General features: G+C 71.0%; 17 protein-coding genes. 9 read left to right on the top strand and 8 right to left on the bottom strand.

The features are described 5' to 3' along the window. Positions 1 to 39: 39 nt before the first annotated feature. From OG266_RS11990 to OG266_RS11975, 4 genes are all read right to left on the bottom strand, one after another. A complete protein-coding gene (locus tag OG266_RS11990; protein WP_371545406.1) occupies positions 40 to 1,479 on the bottom strand; it encodes a ferric reductase-like transmembrane domain-containing protein in 1,440 nt (479 codons plus the stop codon). Then, positions 1,476 to 2,294, bottom strand: coding sequence for an FAD:protein FMN transferase (locus OG266_RS11985; RefSeq protein ID WP_371545403.1), 819 nt, complete (start codon positions 2,292 to 2,294; stop codon positions 1,476 to 1,478). Before OG266_RS11985 ends, OG266_RS11990 begins: the two co-directional genes overlap by 4 nt. A 95-nt stretch (positions 2,295 to 2,389) precedes the next feature. Beyond that, on the bottom strand, positions 2,390 to 3,910 hold the full coding sequence (locus OG266_RS11980; protein WP_371545400.1) for a sensor histidine kinase: 1,521 nt from the start codon (positions 3,908 to 3,910) through the stop codon (positions 2,390 to 2,392). Continuing rightward, positions 3,907 to 4,659 (bottom strand): response regulator transcription factor, encoded by a 753-nt coding sequence (locus tag OG266_RS11975; RefSeq protein WP_371545397.1) that lies wholly within the window; start codon positions 4,657 to 4,659, stop codon positions 3,907 to 3,909. Before OG266_RS11975 ends, OG266_RS11980 begins: the two co-directional genes overlap by 4 nt. Positions 4,660 to 4,907: 248 nt before the next feature. On the opposite strand from OG266_RS11975, the gene OG266_RS11970 reads away from it, so the two are divergent. From OG266_RS11970 to OG266_RS11950, 5 genes are all read left to right on the top strand, one after another. Beyond that, entirely contained in the window at positions 4,908 to 6,932 is a 2,025-nt protein-coding gene (locus OG266_RS11970; RefSeq protein ID WP_371545394.1) for an ArnT family glycosyltransferase, read from the top strand. A 128-nt stretch (positions 6,933 to 7,060) separates the two neighbouring features. Beyond that, positions 7,061 to 7,423 (top strand): sortase-dependent protein, encoded by a 363-nt coding sequence (locus OG266_RS11965; protein ID WP_371545391.1) that lies wholly within the window; start codon positions 7,061 to 7,063, stop codon positions 7,421 to 7,423. After that, the gene (locus OG266_RS11960) at positions 7,420 to 8,058 is read left to right on the top strand and encodes a class F sortase (RefSeq protein ID WP_371545389.1); all 639 of its coding nucleotides are present in this window, start codon (positions 7,420 to 7,422) and stop codon (positions 8,056 to 8,058) included. Before OG266_RS11965 ends, OG266_RS11960 begins: the two co-directional genes overlap by 4 nt. Before the next feature lie 118 nt (positions 8,059 to 8,176). Next, positions 8,177 to 8,668, top strand: coding sequence for an RNA polymerase sigma factor (locus OG266_RS11955; protein WP_371545386.1), 492 nt, complete (start codon positions 8,177 to 8,179; stop codon positions 8,666 to 8,668). Next, positions 8,652 to 9,167, top strand: coding sequence for a hypothetical protein (locus OG266_RS11950; RefSeq protein ID WP_371545384.1), 516 nt, complete (start codon positions 8,652 to 8,654; stop codon positions 9,165 to 9,167). The genes OG266_RS11955 and OG266_RS11950 overlap by 17 nt, the downstream gene beginning before the upstream one ends. Here the strand turns inward: OG266_RS11950 and OG266_RS11945 are convergent, their stop codons facing one another. Beyond that, positions 9,168 to 9,863, bottom strand: a complete 696-nt coding sequence (locus OG266_RS11945; RefSeq protein WP_371545381.1) for an IclR family transcriptional regulator — start codon at positions 9,861 to 9,863, stop codon at positions 9,168 to 9,170. Between the two features lie 129 nt (positions 9,864 to 9,992). Between OG266_RS11945 and OG266_RS11940 the strand changes: the two genes are divergently transcribed. Both OG266_RS11940 and OG266_RS11935 read left to right on the top strand, forming a co-directional pair. After that, complete coding sequence (locus OG266_RS11940) at positions 9,993 to 10,643, top strand: nitroreductase family protein (RefSeq protein ID WP_266474535.1); 651 nt, start codon at positions 9,993 to 9,995, stop codon at positions 10,641 to 10,643. Positions 10,644 to 10,700: 57 nt separating this feature from the next. Next, positions 10,701 to 11,228: a hypothetical protein gene (locus OG266_RS11935; protein ID WP_371545378.1), complete on the top strand. Its 528-nt coding sequence runs from the start codon at positions 10,701 to 10,703 to the stop codon at positions 11,226 to 11,228. Here the strand turns inward: OG266_RS11935 and OG266_RS11930 are convergent. After that, positions 11,218 to 12,369: a serine hydrolase domain-containing protein gene (locus tag OG266_RS11930; RefSeq protein ID WP_371545374.1), complete on the bottom strand. Its 1,152-nt coding sequence runs from the start codon at positions 12,367 to 12,369 to the stop codon at positions 11,218 to 11,220. The two genes, OG266_RS11935 and OG266_RS11930, sit on opposite strands and share 11 nt — an antisense overlap. A 262-nt stretch (positions 12,370 to 12,631) precedes the next feature. Between OG266_RS11930 and OG266_RS11925 the strand changes: the two genes are divergently transcribed. Beyond that, on the top strand, positions 12,632 to 13,915 hold the full coding sequence (locus tag OG266_RS11925; protein ID WP_371545371.1) for an alginate lyase family protein: 1,284 nt from the start codon (positions 12,632 to 12,634) through the stop codon (positions 13,913 to 13,915). Next, positions 13,912 to 15,564, top strand: coding sequence for an RNA polymerase sigma factor (locus OG266_RS11920; protein WP_371545368.1), 1,653 nt, complete (start codon positions 13,912 to 13,914; stop codon positions 15,562 to 15,564). Before OG266_RS11925 ends, OG266_RS11920 begins: the two co-directional genes overlap by 4 nt. 255 nt (positions 15,565 to 15,819) lie before the next feature. Here the strand turns inward: OG266_RS11920 and OG266_RS11915 are convergent, their stop codons facing one another. Beyond that, entirely contained in the window at positions 15,820 to 16,503 is a 684-nt protein-coding gene (locus OG266_RS11915) for a glycerophosphodiester phosphodiesterase (RefSeq protein ID WP_371545365.1), read from the bottom strand. A gap of 20 nt (positions 16,504 to 16,523) precedes the next feature. Then, positions 16,524 to 17,615 carry an adenosine deaminase gene (locus tag OG266_RS11910; protein ID WP_371545362.1) on the bottom strand — a complete coding sequence of 364 codons (1,092 nt, stop codon included), beginning with the start codon at positions 17,613 to 17,615 and terminating at the stop codon, positions 16,524 to 16,526. Positions 17,616 to 17,617: the final 2 nt, after the last annotated feature.

Here is a 17,617-nt window from a genome sequence, read left to right as displayed (position 1 = left end):
TCTCCAGGGGTGGTCGAGGGGCCCCGGTCTGTCACCGGGTCAGAACGCGAAGTCCTCGTGGTGGATGTGGCGGGCGGGCACCCCGGCGTCGCGGGCGGCGGCGATGACCGTACGGGTGAACTCGTCGGGGCCGCAGACGAAGACGTCCCGGCCCGCGATGTCGGGGACGAGGGTGTGCAGGGACGGTGCGTCCAGCCGGACGGTCTCCCGCGGTCCGGTCAACGCGTGCAGCCGGCCCCGGCGTTTGCCCACCAGACGCTCGAACTCGTCCAGGTGGGCGATGTCTTCGGAGCGCCTGCCGCGCAGCAGGACGACGACGTGGGTGTCCCGGGGCAGGTCGTCGAGGAGGGCGCGGATGGGAGTCGTACCCACACCCGCGCCGACGAGCAGGACGTTTCGGGACTGCCTCGCGTCAGCGGTGAAAACGCCGTAGGGGCCCTCGAACGCCACCCTGGTGCCCGGGGCGAGCCGGGACAGGGCGGTGCTGTGGTCGCCCAACTCCTTGACCGTGATGCGGAGATGACCCGCCTCGGGGGCGGCCGACAGCGAGTAGGGGTGAGCCTGCCACCACAGCTCACGGCGCAGGAAGCGCCACATCATGAACTGTCCGCCGGCCGTGGGCAGCCGCTCCAGATGCCGCCCGCTGAGCACGATGGACCAGGTGTCCGGCCCCGCGGAGGACACCTTGGCGACGCGCAGGTCGTGCCGGACCGATCGCCACAGCGGGAGCCCCACCCGGAAGACGAGCACGACGGTCAGAGCACCCACCCACAACGAGGTCCACCAGGCGGTGGCCAGGGAGTGCCCCACGAACGGTGCACCGGTGTCGACCTGGTGGACGAACGAGAGGCCCAGACCCAGGTACGTGTAGAGGTGGACGGCCCACCAGGTCTCGTACTTCATCCGGCTCCGTGCCCGCCGGTAGGAGGTGACCCCGGCGGCCAGCAGCAGGGCGCTGCCGACGGTCGCCGACAGGATGCCCGAGTAGGTCCACAGCAGTTGGCCGATCTCCGCCAGGATCCCCGTCTTCGCGGCGCGCGCGTATCCGACGGTGATCAGCACGGCGTGGGCAAGGAGCAGGTACAGACCCCAGGGAGCGATGCGCCGGTGCCAGACGATCAACCGGTCCTGGCCCAGGGCGCGTTCCAGCGGAGGGATGCGTGCCGAGAGCAGCACCGTGATGACCATCGCGTATCCGCTGAGCATCCCGGTGACGCGGCCGAGTGCGGTGGCGACACCGCCCGGAGCGTGCAGCGCGCTGACGGTCTGGGCGCCGACGCCCAGCGCGAGTGAGATGCCGAGGCCGAGACCGGTGGCCGCGGCCAGCGCGTCCACGACGAGCGGGCGGCGCCGGGCGGGCAGCCTGCGGCGTACCCGCCCGGTGCGCCGCGACGACGGAGGAACGGAGGGCGGGGGCCAGTCGCGCGGGCGGACGGGAGGCTTGGGAGGGGGCTGCTGGGAGAGGTGGGGCGCGGTCATCGTGGCTCCTCCGCACGATCGGCCAGGGGGAAGCCCGGAGTGAGAAGCACGCGTTCGTCGTCCAGGACCGTCATGGCCTCGTATCCGTCGAGGGTCAGCGTCCAGTCGGCGGCCTTGCGTCCCATCGCGAAGGCGGCGGTCGCGTACGCGTCCGCGGTGCCCAGGTCGGGGCCGCAGACGGTGACGGACAACAGCCCGGTGGGATGACTGCGGGTGTGCGGGTCGACGATGTGCTGGCCGCGCTCGTACGTGCCCGAGGTCGCCACCGCGAGGCTCCCCGCGTGCACCACCCCGGCCAGGGCGCGGCGGTCGCCGGGGTGCTGGATCCCGATCCGCCAGGGCAGACCGTCCTGCCGGCTGCCCCGGCTCACGACGTCGCCGCCGGCCGTCAGACAGAAGTCGGTGAGGTCTCGGGCCTCCAACGCGTCCGCGGCCCGCTGCACCGACCAGCCCTTCACCAGGGCGGACGGATCCAGGGACCCGGTCGCCCATGCGTCGAAGTACCCGGCTGTGTCCAGGCGGAGTTCCTCGCATCTCTCGAGCACCCACGCCACCTCGGCGCTCGCGTGACCGGGCGTCAACTCGCCGCGGACGATCCGGGAGATGGCACTGTCCGGCCGGTAGGTGCTGAAGAGGGCGTCGACTTCATGCAGCCAGCGCACCACGCTGCGCGTAGCCGATACGGCCTCCTTCCTGGCGCAGTTGCGCAGGTCGATGGAGACCACGGTGCCCATGACGTGCTCCACGTGGACATGCCGGGCACGCAGGTCTTGCTGAGGAGCGGTGCGGTGGTGGCCGCCTTGAAGGCTGCTCATGGGGCTCCTTGCTGACGGTGGTCTGGGCTCACCTTCCCGAGCGGACCTCTCAGTTCCCTCTCAGGTCAGGGCGGATACCGGTTCTCCGGCCGGTTTTAAAGGGGAATCTCAGGCAGCAGCACGGTGAACACCGTCGAACCCGGTGTGCTCTCGAAGGTCAGAGTGCCCTCGTGGGCCGCCACGACCGCTGCCGCGATGGACAGGCCGAGACCGGCTCCGGCACCGCCGGTCCCAGTGCCGGTCCCGGTCCCGGGGTGACGGCGGTCGGCGCGGGTGAAGCGCTCGAAGAGCGTCTGCCGGAGCTCGGGTGGAACTCCGGGGCCGTCGTCCGTGACGGACAAGAGGCACCGGCCCGGCCCGCGTTGCGCCAGGCGGACCGTCACCAGGGTGCCGACGGGGGTGTGCAGGCGGGCGTTGGCCAGCAGATTCGTCAGTACCTGCGCCAGGCGGTGGGAGTCTCCGGTGACGGTGACCGGCGTCTCGGGCAGGTCCAGGGCCCAGCTGTGGCCGGGGCTCGCCGCTCGGGCGTCGTCCGTGCAGTCGATGACCAGGCGGGTCACGTCGACCGGTTCACGCTGCAGGGGGCGACCGGCGTCGAGGCGGGCGAGCAGCAGCAGGTCGTCGACCATGGCAGTCATACGTGCCGCTTCGGCGGCCACGCGGTCGAGGGCCCGCTCGACCTTGTCGGGGACCGGGCCGGGGTGGCGCAGGGCGAGTTCGGCGTGGCCGCGGATCGAAGCGACCGGAGTGCGCAGTTCGTGGCTGGCGTCGGCGGCGAAACTGCGCAGCCGCTCCTCACTGGTGTGGCGCTTGGCCAGGGCCTCCTGGACATGGCCGAGCATGCGGTCGAGGGCAGCGGCCACCTGGCCGGCCTCGCTGTGCGGGTCGCCTGCGGCTGTCGGACCCGGCAGGGTGACCGCGCCGCTGTCCAGGTTCAGGGTGGCGACGGCAGCCGCGGTGTCCGTCACCCGGCGAAGAGGGCGCAGTGAGCGGCGTACCCACAGGGCACCGGTGAATCCGGTGATCACCAACGCTCCGCCGAAGACCACGGCGGAGACGATGGTCAGGCGATGCACCGTCTCCTGGAGCGGCGCCAACGGCAGGCCGCTGACCAGGATGTCGTCGTCCTTTCCCACGCAGGCGTAGACGCGGTAGTCGCCGAGGGCCGAGAAGGTGACGGTGTGCGCGCTTCCGTCGGTCGGGACGGCGTTGAGAGTCGCTTCGTCGGCGGCGTCGAGGGTGACGGCGGTGCGCCGGTCGGTCTGGACGACGGCGGCCTCACTGATCTTCGCGTCGGTCAGTCGTGCGCCGAAGGTGCCGATCGCCTGCCCACGTGTGTCGGCGCGACTGTCGGTCTCCGTGTCTCCGTGCTCGTCGTCCGCGACCGTCTCCTGCTCGGTGTCCGCGGGTTGCTGCAGCGAGGAGGGGAAGAGGCAGCCGGAGTCGGCGAGTTGATGGTCTATCTGGCTGGTGAGGTAACTGCGCAGGGCGAACACGCTCGTCAGACCGACGGTGGCGCAGCTCAGTGCGAGCAGGGCGACCAGGCCCCAGGTGAGCTTGGCGCGCAGGGTGCGGGGGCGCAGCCGGTCCAGCCGGGAGCGCTTCGCCGGGTTCATGAGGTGGTGGGTTTGAGGACGTAGCCGACGCCGCGCACGGTATGGATCATGGGTGGCCGGCCGGCGTCCACCTTCTTGCGCAGATACGAGATGTACAGCTCGACGACGTGTGCGTGGTGGCCGTAGTCGTAGGACCAGATCCGCTCGAGGATCAGCGTCTTGCTGAGCACCTGGCGTGGATGGTGCATCAGCAGCCGCAGCAGCGCGTACTCGGTGGGGGACAGGGCGATGACCTCACCGTCCCGGGTGACCTCGTGGGCGTCCTCGTCGAGTACCAGACCGCCGACGGTCAGCGCGTTCTCTCCCTCACTCCGGCGGGTCATTCCCGCCCGCCGCAGCAGGCCGTGCAGCCGGGCGGTGACCTCGTCCAGGCTGAACGGCTTGGTGACGTAGTCGTCGCCGCCCGCTCGGATCCCGGCGACCCGGTCCTCGACCGCGTCCCGCGCGGTGAGGAACAGCACGCAGACCAGGGGGAGTTCGGCACGGATCTCGCGCAGCACCGTGAATCCGTCGGCGTCCGGGAGCATCACGTCGAGGATCACCGCGTCCGGCCGGAACTCGGCCGTGGCCCGCACCGCCGACGCCCGGTCCGCGGCGGAGCGTGCGTCGTAGCCCTCGTAGGCCAGCGCGCCGCACAGCACCTCGATGAGGTCCGGCTCGTCGTCGACCACGAGCACCCGGACACGGGTGCCGTCGGGGCGGACCAGCGGCGGCGCCGTGGCGGCGGGGTCGGCAGGGTTTGGGGTCACCGTGACATCACACCGCCCGATTGTGAGATTCAGCTGAGATGTAGATGCCCGGGGCGTGAGGCGCGGAGCCGCCGGAGACGCGCTCTCCCTACTGGTCAGCAGTACTCCACGGCTTTGGAAGGGCGTGCCCGGGCAACGCGCCCCGGTCCGAGCGCTGAGAGCGGGCTGAGAGGTCCCCCGTGCAGGGTGACAGCGGTCTTCCCCAGGCCTCGGCCACAGCCCTTGCGCGATCATCCACTAGGAGAGACATGACCACGCTCAACCCCTCTGTCCTTGAGGGACCGTTGCCACCTCAGACGGCCGGGGAGGCCGACCGCGCGGCCGGTCCCGCATGGGAACGGCCCGCCTTCTGGGCGCTGTTGACCATCGCGGCGGTGGCCTTCTTCTGGAATCTGGGCGCATCGGGCTACGCGAACGAGTTCTACGCGGCGGCCGCTCAAGCGGGCGGCGAGAGCTGGAAGGCCGCCTTCTTCGGGGCATCGGACGCGGGGAACTCCATCACCGTCGACAAGCCACCGGTCGCGCTGTGGCCCATGGACGTCTCCGTGCGCCTCTTCGGACTCGGGTCCTGGCAGATCCTCGCCCCCGAGGCGCTGATGGGTGTCGCCACCGTCGGCGTGCTGTACGCGGCCGTGCGGCGACTGTACGGACCGGCCGCCGGACTGCTGGCCGGCGCGCTGCTGGCCCTGACTCCGGTCGCGGCTCTGATGTTCCGCTTCAACAATCCCGACGCGCTGCTGACCCTGCTCATGGTGTGCGCGCTGTACTGCTTCCAGCGCGCTCTGGAGGGGCACCGGGCCGTCCGCTGGATGGTGCTCACCGGGGTCTGCTTCGGGTTCGGCTTCCTGGTCAAGACCCTGCAGGCGTGGCTGATCCTGCCGGCTCTGACGCTGGTCTACCTGGTCTGCGCGGCACTTCCGCTGACCAGGCGGATCGGCCATGTCCTGCTGGCCGGAGCCGCGATCGTGGTCAGCAGCGGATGGTGGGTGGCCCTCGTCGAACTGTGGCCCGCCGACTCCCGCCCGTACGTGGGCGGTTCCACCGACAACAGCTTCCTCGACCTGACCCTCGGCTACAACGGGCTGGGGCGCATCACCGGCGACGAGGGCAACAAAGGTGGTGGAGGCGGCTCCACGTCGGGCAGCATCCCCGGCGGGAGCGGAGGGGGAGGTGTCGGCAACGGAGGCGAGGCCGGCGGTATCACCCGCATGTTCGACAGTGCGCTGGGCAGCCAGATCTCCTGGCTGCTGCCCGCGGCACTGATCCTTCTGGTGGCCGCGCTGGTCGTCACCCGCAGGGCCGCCAGGACCGACCTGCACCGTGCGGCTTTCCTGGCCTGGGGCGGCGCCTTGGCATGCACCGCGGTGATCTTCAGCTTCATGTCCGGGACCTTCCACGAGTACTACACCATCGCGCTGGCTCCCTACATCGCCGCCCTTGTCGCCATGGGCACGGTCCTCCTCCGGCGTCTTCGGGGCCGCGCCGCGGCGGCGGCCTTGGCGGTGACGGTCGCGGTGACGGCGGTGTGGGCGTTCGTTCTGCTCGGACGGGCGGACGGCTGGTCCTCCCAACTGCGCTGGCCGGTGCTCGTCGTAGGAGTGCTGGCGGCAGCGGGGATGTCGCTCGCGCGGCTCCTTCCGCGGCGCCTGGCTCTCGGCGCGACGGCGCTCGCACTGGCAGCCGTACTGGCCGGACCCGCCTCCTACACGTGGGCCACGGTCACCACCGCACACACCGGTCAGACCCCTCTCGCCGGCCCCGCCTCGGTGTCCGACGCACAGGGACACGGCGGGCCCACCGGAGGAACCCAGAACGGCCGGCAGGCCGGGACCGGCGCCGCGTCCGCTCCCTCCGCACAGGACGCCGCACAGGCCGGTACGACGAAGGGCGGCAACAGCAAGCTCGGAAGCACCGACGCGGTCACACCCCAGCTGCGAGCCCTGCTGGTCAAGGACGCCGAGGCCTACACCTGGGTCGCCGCGACCGTCGCCTCCGACAACCAGACCTGGCTGCAACTCGCCACCGGCGAACCGGTCATGCCCATCGGCGGCTTCAGCGGTGGAGACCCGGCACCGACACTGGCCCGGTTCAAGCAGTACGTCGCCGACGGGAAGATCCACTACTTCGTGACCCAGGGCGACCAGGAGGGCGGCTTCGCGCGCGACGGCGCCGACACCACCGGATCACAGATCTCCTCCTGGGTGACAACGACCTTCACTCCGCAGACCGTTGGCTCGACAACGGTGTACGACCTCACCGCCGCCACGAGCTGACCGCTTCTCGTCCGCCCGGCTTTGCCATCTCTTTACAACGTGATCCGCCGCTGCATCGTCTCTCCTCCCGATCCGTAACCCAGCCCGCCGGGCAAGAGCGCGGGCGGACCGACGAAAGAGAGCGATTCATGCGCCGAACTGTCCTCAGCGCCCTGGCACTCGGGTGCACCGCCGTGCTGGCGAGCGCGATGCCCGCGTTCGCCGACGGTGCGTCTCCGAGCCCGGTTCCCACCCGCGTGTCCGAGAGCGCGTCCCCGTCCCAGGCTCCGAGCGCGGAGCCGACCAGGGCTCCGAGCGCCGAACCGACCACGGCGCCCGCCCCGGGCGAGGTCTCCCGGGTACCGGAGGGTGCGCCCGACACCGGTGTGGCGCCGGCCTCGGCGCAGTCCGGAACCGACGGTGCGCTGATCGGCGGGGGAGCGGCCGCGGTGTTCGCCGCGGGCGGCGTGGCGTTCTATGTCGTACGGCGCCGGCAGGCGACCGGGGCATGACCTCGCTCTCCAGGCGCGCCTTCACCACCGCGGCGGTGGCCTCGCTGCTCGTGAGCTGCGGTGGCGGCGGTGGCGGCGGTGGCGGCGGGCAGGCCGGGGGACAGCCCTCGACCGCATCCCCCGGCACGAGCACGCCACCGTCCTCGGGGCCCTCCGCGAAGGAGACGCACGCTCTCGCGCGGTCGACCCCGGTCAGGCTGCAGATCCCGGCCATCGAGGTCGACACCCCGGTCATGCGGCTGGGCCTGGCCTCGGACGGCACCGTGCAGGTCCCCCCGATCACTGCGCACGACCAGGCGGGCTGGTACCGGCACTCGCCGACGCCGGGGCAGACCGGCCCGTCGGTGATCCTCGGCCATGTCACGGTCGGCGCCTACGGGGACGGGGTCTTCCGTCACCTCGCGGGGCTGCATCGGGGCGACAGGATCGTGGCGCGCCTGGAGAACGGCACGGAGGCGGTGTTCGGCGTCACCTCCGTACGGACGGTCGCCAAGGCGGACTTCCCGACGGACGACGTCTACGGGGACGTGGGCCGCCCGGAGCTGCGGCTCGTCACCTGCGGCGGGACTCTCACCGACGACGGCTACCCCGACAACGTGATCGTCTTCGCCGCGCTGAGCGAGGCCGCTCCCTGACCCGCCACACGTAACCCCCCAATCCGACACCGGGATCCTGGGCCGATGGAACGTACGCCGACGGCCTGGGATCCTTCCCCACGGTGCCGTACGGGTGCCACCACGACCATGGAGAACGTTGAAACGGTCCCGCGAGAGGGCAGCGTCCGAGCTGTTCGCCGCCCTCTACCCGCGCCTCGCCGGCTGGTGCCGTCGACTGGTCGACGACGACGAGACGGCCCACGAGATCGCCTCCGAGGCGTTCACCCGGCTCTGGGCCCGCTGGACGTCGGTGGAGGAGCCCCGCGGTTTCCTCTACGTCACCGCGGCCAACCTCGTCCGGGACCACTGGCGCAAGATCGAGCGCGAACGAAAAGCCATGCACCGTGCGACGGTCGAAGCCGCCGTCCACCCGGAGACCGAACAGGCCGATCCGTCGGTACGCCTGCTAGTGCAGTCCCTGCCGGAACGACTGCGCGTCCCGATCCTGCTGCACTACTACGCTGACATGCCGATCCGGGAGGTATCCGTGCTGACCGGGCGCAAGGAAGGAACCATCAAGGCCGACCTCCACGCGGCCCGAGAACTGCTTCGTGCCCATCTGAGGAGAAGCCTTGATCACACACTCTGACCAGGGTCCGGACTTCGACCCCGACGACCCCCTCGCCGTTATCCTGCGGCCCGCCTCCGACTACCTCGGCCCACCCCCCGGCCGCTACGAGGCGATCCGCCGCGGCGCCGCCCGCCGCCGCCTGCTCCGCGCCGCGGCCGGGGTCGGCCTGTCGTGCGCCGTCGCCGCCATCGTCACGCTGCCCATCGTCCTGGCGACACCGGAGACGCCGGTGTCCCCGACGGTGCCGCTCGCTCCGCCGCCCGCGAGCAGTCCGCCGGCCACGCCCTCTCCTCCGGCTCCTCCGGCCACGACCGCTCCTTCGACCGTTCCCACGCCCTCGGCGACCCCCGACCCCGTCGACTCCCGCCCCACCGAAGGTTCCCGGACAGGCAGCTCCCGCTCCCCGAGCAGCACGCAAGCCCCCAGCGCGGCGTCTGCGACACCGACTTTGCAACCCGCCGAGGTGTCGACGGTTCCGAGCACGGGCGACGCCACACGGGCGGCTTCGCAGGGCTGACTACGGTCGCGCCGTCGCACGCGGTGGCGCGTCGAGAGCCCGGCCGATGGCGGCCGCTGCCTCGCGTACGGCGGGGGCGAGCCGGAGCCGCGGGGTGCCGGTTCCGGTGGTCACCGTGACGGCGGCGACCGTGAGGCCGGCGCGTGACACCGGGGCGGCCAGGGAGAGTTCACCGAGCCGGTACTCCTCGTGGCCCTCGGCCAGGCCGGTCTCGCGGATTCGGGTCAGCTGGGCGCCGAGGGCGCCTGGTGCGGTCAGGGTGTACGGGGTGTGGCGTACGGCAGTGGCAGGTCGGCCGTGCCCGTGTGCCAGCAGGATCTTTCCCGCCGCCGTCGCGTGCAGCGGCAGCCGTTCGCCGGTCACCAGGCACAGAGCGGTGCCGTCCGCCGGGACAGCGACGTCCGCGTGGCCGCCCGTACGGGCCGTCAGCGCGCGCAGCGCCGGAAGCGCCGCGTCGAGGAGCCCGCGCGGACAGGGGGCCGCGGCGCCCAGCGCCCGGATGCGCGTACCGAGTCGGTACGAGCCGTCGGTGGCGCGCTCCAGGCCGCCCCAGGCGACCAGTTCGCGGACCATGCGCAGCGCGGTCGGCAGCGGCAGCCCGGTGCGGCGGGCGATGTCGGTCAGCCGCAGGGTGTCCGGTGCGCCCTCGAACGCGTCCAGCACCGAGAAGACCCGCCCCGCGACGCTCTCACCCACGACGTTCACTCATGGCCGCGTACCGCCTTTCGTTCGTCATGTCTCGGTCGTCCGGCCTTGATCCTCACGCTTTTACTCAGTGAAAGCGGTGCGTTGCCGGTTCACCTCGCCGCCCGCGATGGTCAACACATGACTCTCGACCTCTCTTCCGACGAGCTGCTCTCCACCACCCGCGCGGTACGCCACCGCCTCGACCTCACTCGCCCGGTGCCTCGTCAACTCCTCGAAGAATGCGTGGACTTGGCCGTCCAGGCGCCCACCGGACGCAACCGTCAGCGCTGGCATTTCGTGATCGTCACGGACGAGGAGCGGCGGGCCGAGCTCGCCGAGGTGTGGCGCGCGGGTGTGGCCACTCCCGGCGTCTCCGACCCTGTCCCGACCCGCGACGTACGGCGGGCCAATGTCGTCCCGGGGGTCATGGACCGTGTCTTCTCCGGCGCGACGCATCTCTACGAGCACCTCCACGAGGTCCCGGCACTCGTGATCCCCTGCGTCGAGGGCCGCACGGACGACGCGCCGGTCGTCCGCCAGGCCGGCACCTGGGGCTCGATACTCCCGGCCGTGTGGAGCTTCATGCTGGCGGCCCGCGCCCGTGGCCTCGGCACCTGCTGGACGACCGGCAACCTCGTCCACGAGAAGGAGGCCGCCCGCATCCTCGGCATCCCCTACGGCGAGGTCATGCAGGCCGCCCTCATCCCGGTCGCGTACACCCTCGGCACCGGCTTCCGCCCGGCCCGCCGGGTGCCCCGTGAGGAGGTGCTGCACTGGGACGCGTGGTGAGCCATGACCCGAGGGGGCAGTTTTGAACGTGTTCAACTCGGGGCGTACGCTGCTGCCATGAGCGACAGAGCCGCCCTTCTGAAGGGCATCCGCGCGTGGTTGGTCCTCTTCGTCGTCTGCCTGGTGCTCAGTGGCGCCACGGCCTTCCCCCTGGTGCACGAACTGCGCTGGACCGAGGACGTGTTGAGGGCGCTGTCCGTGCCCGAGCACCTGCCCGCCCTGATGGACTGGATCGAACGGGTGCGCCAAGGACTCGAAGCCACCGACGCGGAGTACCCCTTCGTGCTGTACGGCACGGACTGGCTGGCGTTCGCGCACCTCGTCATCGCGGTCGCCTTCTACGGGCCCTACCGCGATCCCGTGCGCAACATCTGGGTCATCGAGTTCGGCATGATCGCCTGCGCCGGGATCATCCCCCTCGCGCTGATCTGCGGGCCGATCCGCTCAATCCCCTTCTGGTGGACCGTCATCGACATGTCCTTCGGGGTGTTCGGAATCATCCCGCTGTACGTCGTACGGCAGAGGATCAAGCGGCTGGAGGCGCTCACCCCGGCGCCCCCGGCCGCGGCGGCCGTCACAGCGTGAACGTCGCCCGTACGATGCGCTCGGCGACCGGATTCATGCCCTGGCCCTTCGCATCGGTCGAGTTGACGGAGTAGACGAGGGTCCGGGACAGGTCGCGGGTGGCGCCGATGAACGTGTTGTAGCCCCAGCGGCCGCCCGTCTTCAGCCACAACTCCGTGCCGTCCGAGGTGACATACCGCTCGAGACCCGCGCTCATCGTGGCGTCCGGCACGCCCGCCGGAACCGTGAACATCTCCTTCAACTGCCGCTGCGGCACCACCTGTCCACGGAAGAGCGCCTTCAGGAACCGCTCCAGATCGGCCGTCGTGGAGATCATGGCCCCCGCCGCCCCGGCGTCCGTGGCACCCCACACCGTGACATCGCGCAACTCCGTCGTCCCGTCCGCGCGCTCCACGGCCTGGTAGCCGTGATTGTGCGGCCCCCTGATCTCCGGGTCGGTGCCCGGAAGGTACGTGTTCCGCATCCCCAGCGGGCCGAAGATCCGGCGGGCCGCCTCCTGCTCGTACGAGTGCCCGGTGACCCGCTCGATCAGCACCTCGAGGACGGTGTACCCGATGTTGAGGTAGTGCTGCGCGGTGCCCGGCGTGAACTCGGGCTTCTTCGCGGTGGCCGAGGCGACCATCTCGCGGGCCGTGTGGATGTCGAAGCGGTGTGCGTACACCTCCTCGAAGGTGTCGCCCGGGAAGTCGGGGACCGGAATTCCGCTGGTGTGGTTGAGGAGTTGGCGCACGGTGACCTTCTTGTACGCCGCCGGGATCAGGTCCGGCAGATAGTGCCGGGCGGGCCGGCCGAGGTCCACGTCGCCCTCCGCCACGAGCTGGAGCACGACCGCAGCCGTGACCACCTTCGTCGTCGAACCGGCCCGGAACAGTCCGTTCGGGTCCGCCGCCCGGCCGTTTTCGAGATCGTGCACCCCGGCGCTCCCGCGCCAGCTCCCGTCGGTGCCGCCGACCCGTACGAGCGCGGCCGTCGCGTCGGAGTCGGGCAGCCCGGCGAGTGCGGCGGTCAGGGCAGCCGCGTCCGGGCCGTTGGTGGACGGTGCGACCACGGGTGAGGACGCTAAGGCGGGGGTGGCCAGCGGGCCCGCCGCCAGGCCCAGGACGAGGGCGGCGGCGACGGCGGTGACGGTGCGTGTGCGCATGGGCTGCTCCTGGTGGGCGGGGGTGTTTGCGATCATCCTGCGGCCGTACGCGCCCACACGGATCCTCACCAGGAAGGGCCCCGCCCCTGGCATCGACCCCGAGTAACTCCCGTACTACGTAGGGGTGTTGTCAGGGATTACCCCTAGGCGGGAAGCGGCGTCGAAAGTTTCGGAAGAGAGATCCCAAGAGAAAAACTGTTATCGCGGAGGGCGTCGCTCCGTCTCCTGTGTGTCAGACCACCCCTCCGCCCGGGAGCACCGCATGCCTGCGCACAAGCGCCAGAACACGAACGAGCCGAAGCGCGAGAACAAGCACCGCCTGACCCGCCGGGGCGTCCTGCGCATCGGCGGCGGTCTCGCCGCCACCGCGGCCGTCGGCGGCGGCGCGGCGATCGTGATGTCCGGCAGCGACAACGCCGACGCGGCGCCGACAACGACGGCGAAGGTGTTCACCCACCCGGGCATGCTGCACGCCTACGGCGAGCTCAACCGCGCGAAGGTCAGGGTGGCGGCGAAGTCCCAGCCCTGGCTCGCCGGTTGGGAGCGACTCACCGCCAACAACCACTCCCAGAGCACCTGGAGGCCCAACCCGCGCGCCACGATCGTCCGCGGCGGTACAGGCCAGAATTACGCGACCCTCTACAACGACATCCACGCCGCCTACCAGAACGCCCTGCGCTGGAAGATCGCCGGCACCAAGGCCAACGGCGACACCGCCCGCGACATCCTCAACGCCTGGTCGGCCACGCTGACCACGGTGACCGGGAACGCCGACCGCTTTCTGGCCGCCGGGATCTACGGCTACCAGTTCGCCAACGCCGCCGAACTCATGTGCGGCTACGACGGGTTCGACCTCTCCCGCTTCCAGAAGATGCTGCTCAACGTCTTCTACCCCCTCAACAACCAGTTCCTGACCGGCCACAACGACGCCTGCATCACCAACTACTGGGCCAACTGGGACCTGTGCAACATGAACTCGATCCTGGCCATCGGCATCCTGTGCGACGACCGAGCCAAGTACGACCAGGCGGTGGACTACTTCAAGAACGGCGCGGGGAACGGGTCGATCAAGAACGCCGTCCCGTTCGTGTACGAGTCGCAGGGCCTCGCCCAGTGGCAGGAGTCGGGCCGCGACCAGGGGCACACCATGATGGGCATGGGGCAGATGGGCGCCTTCTGTGAGATGGCCTGGTCCCAGGGCGACGACCTCTACGGCTACGACGACAACCGGTTCATGAAGGCCGCCCAGTACGTCGCCAAGTACAACCTCGGCCAGGAGGTCCCCTTCACGAAGTACTCCTGGCGCAGCGGCCAGGGCGTCGGAAAATACAACGAGCAGACGGTGATCGCCGCCCAGGACCGTGACCAACTCCGCCCGGTCTGGGACGTTCTGCACTACCACTACGCCCGGCGCCGCCGCCTCTCCGTCCCCTTCATCACCACCATGGCTGAGAAAGTACGAGCGGAAGGCGGCGGCGGTCAGTACGGGCCCAACAGCGGCGGCTACGACCAGCTCGGCTTCGGGACGCTGCTCTACGCCAAGTGACAACAAGCGGAGAAGGGTCGTACGTGGACGGGCGGCAGTGGCGCTCCACCATCTCGGCCGCGCAGGCCGGTGACCGGCGCGCCCTCGACGAACTGGTGGCGGGCTGGCTGCCCCTCGTCTACAACATCGTCGGACGCGCCCTGAACGGCCACGCGGACGTCGACGACGTCGTGCAGGAGACGATGCTGCGCGCCGTCGACAACCTCGGCTCGCTGCGCGACCCGGACAGCTTCCGGTCCTGGCTGGTCGCCATCGCGATGCGGCAGATACGCGACCGGGCGCGCCGCCGCACCTCCGAGCCGCCGGCCGACGGCTCGGGCGTGCAGGCCGCCGACTTCGCCGAACTCACCGTGCTGCGGCTCCAGTTGGAGGGGCAGCGGCGCGAGGTCGCGGAGGCGGTGCGCTGGCTCGACGACGAGGACCGCCAGTTGCTCTCGCTGTGGTGGCTGGAGGTCGCGGGCGAACTCACCCGGCGGGAGCTGGCGTCGGCGGTCGGCATCAGCCGGCAGCACGCCGCCGTCCGCGTCCAGCGCATGAAGGAACGCCTGGAGGCGGCGCGCGGCATCGTCCGGGCGCTCGACTCGGCCTGCCCGGATCTCGGTTCGGTGACCACCCGTTGGGACGGCCGGCCCGACTCGGTGTGGCGCAAACGCCTTGCCCGGCATGTCCGGGGCTGTGCGTACTGCTCAGGGCGTCCGAGCGAGTCGGTCGTACCCGCCGAGCGGCTGCTCGTCGGGATCGCGCTGGTCCCGGTGCCGGTCGCCTTCACGCTCTCCCTCGCGCTGGGCGGTGGCAAGACGGCGGCCGCCGCCACGACCGTCGGGTGGTCCGCCAAGGTCCTCAGCGCGCTCACCAAACCCGCCGTCGCGGTCACAGCGGGCGCGACCATCGCGGCGGGTGGCGCGTACGTCGTGACGCAGACGCCGGACCGGCCGCCTCCGCGAGCCGTCGCCTCTCCGACGGCGGCGAGCACGGCCCGGCCGCCGAGCCCTTCTCCCTCTCCGAGCCGCGTCGAGCTGTACGGCACGGTCGTCGACGCCGTGGACAGCGCGCCCTCCGCGACCGCGCCGCCCGGGGCGCTGCCCCGCCGGGCCGAGCAGGGCATCACGGCGACGGGCGCTCCCGCCACCGGGCTGACCCACAACGGTGAGACCGTCACCCTCAGCGGGGTGGGGTACTTCCGGGTCCGCTGGCAGATACGGCCCGGGGCACGCCGGGGCGACCTGGTGATGCCGACCTGGACCGGCCTCGACGGCAGGCTCTTTCACGTCGCCTCGGGTGGGGGGCACCGCATGGACGACGTTCAGTCCGGCTCGGTGGACGGCACGACCTGGATGGGCGGACCGTCCGCCGGCCCGGCAGTCCTTCCCTCCGGCGCCCAACAGATGTGGCAGAACGAGTACTTCTGGCTCGACGGCACCGTCACCCTCCACCAGAACGAAGGCTCCGCCGACTACAACCTCTTCGTCCAGACCTCGACCTGGGACAAGGTCACGGAGGACATCCGCACCGGTCCCGCCCAGGCCGCGATCCGCTACGGCCTGGTCCGCGACACCGGCGACGACACGACTCCGGTACCCCAGTACCTGACCCGATCGACCCCAGCCGACCAGGCAACGGTCCGCCAGATATCACGGGTCACTCCCTGAACTCCTGCGCTGAGGGGAGGCTTCTTTCGCCCCCTCCGCCCCTACCCGTCCCGTACCTGGGGGCTGCCGCCCCCAGACCCCCGCTTTCGGCCTGAACGGCCTCGTCCTCAAACGCCGGACGGGGTAAAGACTTCTAGCGCCGGCCGGGGAAAGTTTCAGCCCCTCCGGCGTTTGAGGAGCGGGGGTTTGGGGGCGGAGCCCCCAAGTGAACGGGAATGGGTAGGGGCGGAGGGGGCGAAAAAACCCCACCGTCCCCTACACCTTGCGCAGGGCGCACAACGTATCGATGCGGTTCGTCGTGATCGAGTCGACGCCGACGTCGAGCAGCCGACGCATGGAGCGGCGGGTGTCCGGGGTCCAGACGGACAGCAGGTATCCGTCGCGGTGGACACGGGCCGCGAGGTCACGGTCGATCAGACTGAAGCGGTAGTTGAGCCACCGGGGCCGCACCGCGTCGAGGAGAGCCGGCCGGGGCGGCGCAAGCGTCGTCCAGGTCATCGCGATCTCCGCAGCGGAGTCCGCCGCACGCACGGCAAGCATGGCCGAGGCCCCCGCGCAGTAGTACACCCGCTCCTCCGCCCCGCAGTCACGGATGACACCGACGATCCGGCGCACGGCCGCGCCATCGGGCGCCCCCGGCAGATCGACCATGAACCGGCCGTCCCCGGCCGAGGCCAGCGCGTCCACGAGCGTCGGCACCCCACCACCCGTGAGCCCGCGCACCTCGTCGCAGGAGAGCGAGCCGAGCGGCCGGTCCTGCTCCCACAGCCGCTTCAGCGTCTCGTCGTGCAGCAGGACGGGCACGCCGTCACGGGTGAGCCGTACGTCGATCTCGACCGCGTCCGCGCCCATTTGGAACGCGGAACGCAGCGAGTCGATCGTGTTCTCGCGGACGCGGTAGGGGTCGCCGCGATGGCCCACGGCAGTCACTGTGCGCATGGCCCCATTGTGGCGTTCGGTCAGGGCGCGAGCCAGGTCGAGGCGTAGGTGTCGATCTCCTGGGCGAGCTTCGCCTTGCGGGCCGGGTCGTGGAACGACGCCTCGACGGCGTTCTTGGCGAGCGCGGCGAGACCGAGTTCGTCGAGGTCGAGGAGGCGGGCGGCGACCGCGTACTCGTTGTTGAGGTCGGTGCCGAACATCGGCGGGTCGTCGGAGTTGATGGTCACCAGGACCCCGGCCCGGGTGAACTCCTTGATGGGGTGCTCGTCGAGGGTGCGGACCGCGCGGGTGGCGATGTTGGAGGTCGGGCAGACCTCCAGGGCGATGCGGTGCTCGGCGAGGTGCGCGAGCAGCTTCGGATCCTGGACGGAGCTGGTGCCGTGTCCGATGCGCTCGGCGCGCAGGTCGTTCAGCGCGTCCCAGACCGTCTCCGGTCCCGTCGTCTCGCCCGCGTGCGGCACCGAGTGCAGACCGGCCGCGATCGCGCGGTCGAAGTACGGCTTGAACTGCGGTCGCGGTACGCCGATCTCGGGCCCGCCGAGCCCGAAGGAGACCAGCCCCTCCGGACGCAGCCGGTCGTCGGTCGCGAGCCGTACCGTCTCCTCGGCGGCTTCGAGCCCCGCCTCTCCGGGAATGTCGAAGCACCAGCGCAGTACGACACCGAGCTCGGCCTCCGCCGCCTTGCGGGCGTCCTCGATGGCGTCCATGAAGGCGCGCTCGTCGATGCCCCGGCGGGTGGAGGAGAACGGGGTGATGGTCAGCTCGGCGTAACGGACCTGCTGCCGGGCCATGTCCCGCGCCACCTCGTACGTCAGCAGCCGTACGTCCTCCGGGGTGCGGATGAGGTCGACGACGGACAGATACACCTCGATGAAGTGGGCGAAGTCCGTGAAGGTGAAGTAGTCCGCGAGGGCCTCGGGGTCGGTCGGCACCTTGGAGTCGGGGTGGCGGGCGGCCAGCGTGGAGACGATACGGGGGGAGGCTGAGCCGACGTGGTGCACGTGCAGTTCGGCCTTGGGAAGTCCGGCGATGAAAGCGTGCAGATCGCGGGCGTCATCGCGTGGGGTGTGGTGGTCGGTCAAGGGTTCCTCCCCGGAACGGCGCCCCTGCAACG

Source organism: Streptomyces sp. NBC_00554, from assembly GCF_041431135.1.
GTDB lineage: Bacteria > Actinomycetota > Actinomycetes > Streptomycetales > Streptomycetaceae > Streptomyces.
The sequence above is the reverse complement of the archived record's forward strand: the minus strand, read 5'-3'. Positions and strand labels throughout refer to the sequence as shown.

Coding starts and splice junctions, on each gene's coding strand:
- OG266_RS11990 (WP_371545406.1), bottom strand. CDS start 1,479: ATGACCGCGCCCCACCTCTCCCAGCAGCCCCCTCCCAAGCCTCCCGTC.
- OG266_RS11985 (WP_371545403.1), bottom strand. CDS start 2,294: ATGAGCAGCCTTCAAGGCGGCCACCACCGCACCGCTCCTCAGCAAGAC.
- OG266_RS11980 (WP_371545400.1), bottom strand. CDS start 3,910: ATGAACCCGGCGAAGCGCTCCCGGCTGGACCGGCTGCGCCCCCGCACC.
- OG266_RS11970 (WP_371545394.1), top strand. CDS start 4,908: ATGACCACGCTCAACCCCTCTGTCCTTGAGGGACCGTTGCCACCTCAG.
- OG266_RS11965 (WP_371545391.1), top strand. CDS start 7,061: ATGCGCCGAACTGTCCTCAGCGCCCTGGCACTCGGGTGCACCGCCGTG.
- OG266_RS11960 (WP_371545389.1), top strand. CDS start 7,420: ATGACCTCGCTCTCCAGGCGCGCCTTCACCACCGCGGCGGTGGCCTCG.
- OG266_RS11940 (WP_266474535.1), top strand. CDS start 9,993: ATGACTCTCGACCTCTCTTCCGACGAGCTGCTCTCCACCACCCGCGCG.
- OG266_RS11935 (WP_371545378.1), top strand. CDS start 10,701: ATGAGCGACAGAGCCGCCCTTCTGAAGGGCATCCGCGCGTGGTTGGTC.
- OG266_RS11930 (WP_371545374.1), bottom strand. CDS start 12,369: ATGCGCACACGCACCGTCACCGCCGTCGCCGCCGCCCTCGTCCTGGGC.
- OG266_RS11925 (WP_371545371.1), top strand. CDS start 12,632: ATGCCTGCGCACAAGCGCCAGAACACGAACGAGCCGAAGCGCGAGAAC.
- OG266_RS11915 (WP_371545365.1), bottom strand. CDS start 16,503: ATGCGCACAGTGACTGCCGTGGGCCATCGCGGCGACCCCTACCGCGTC.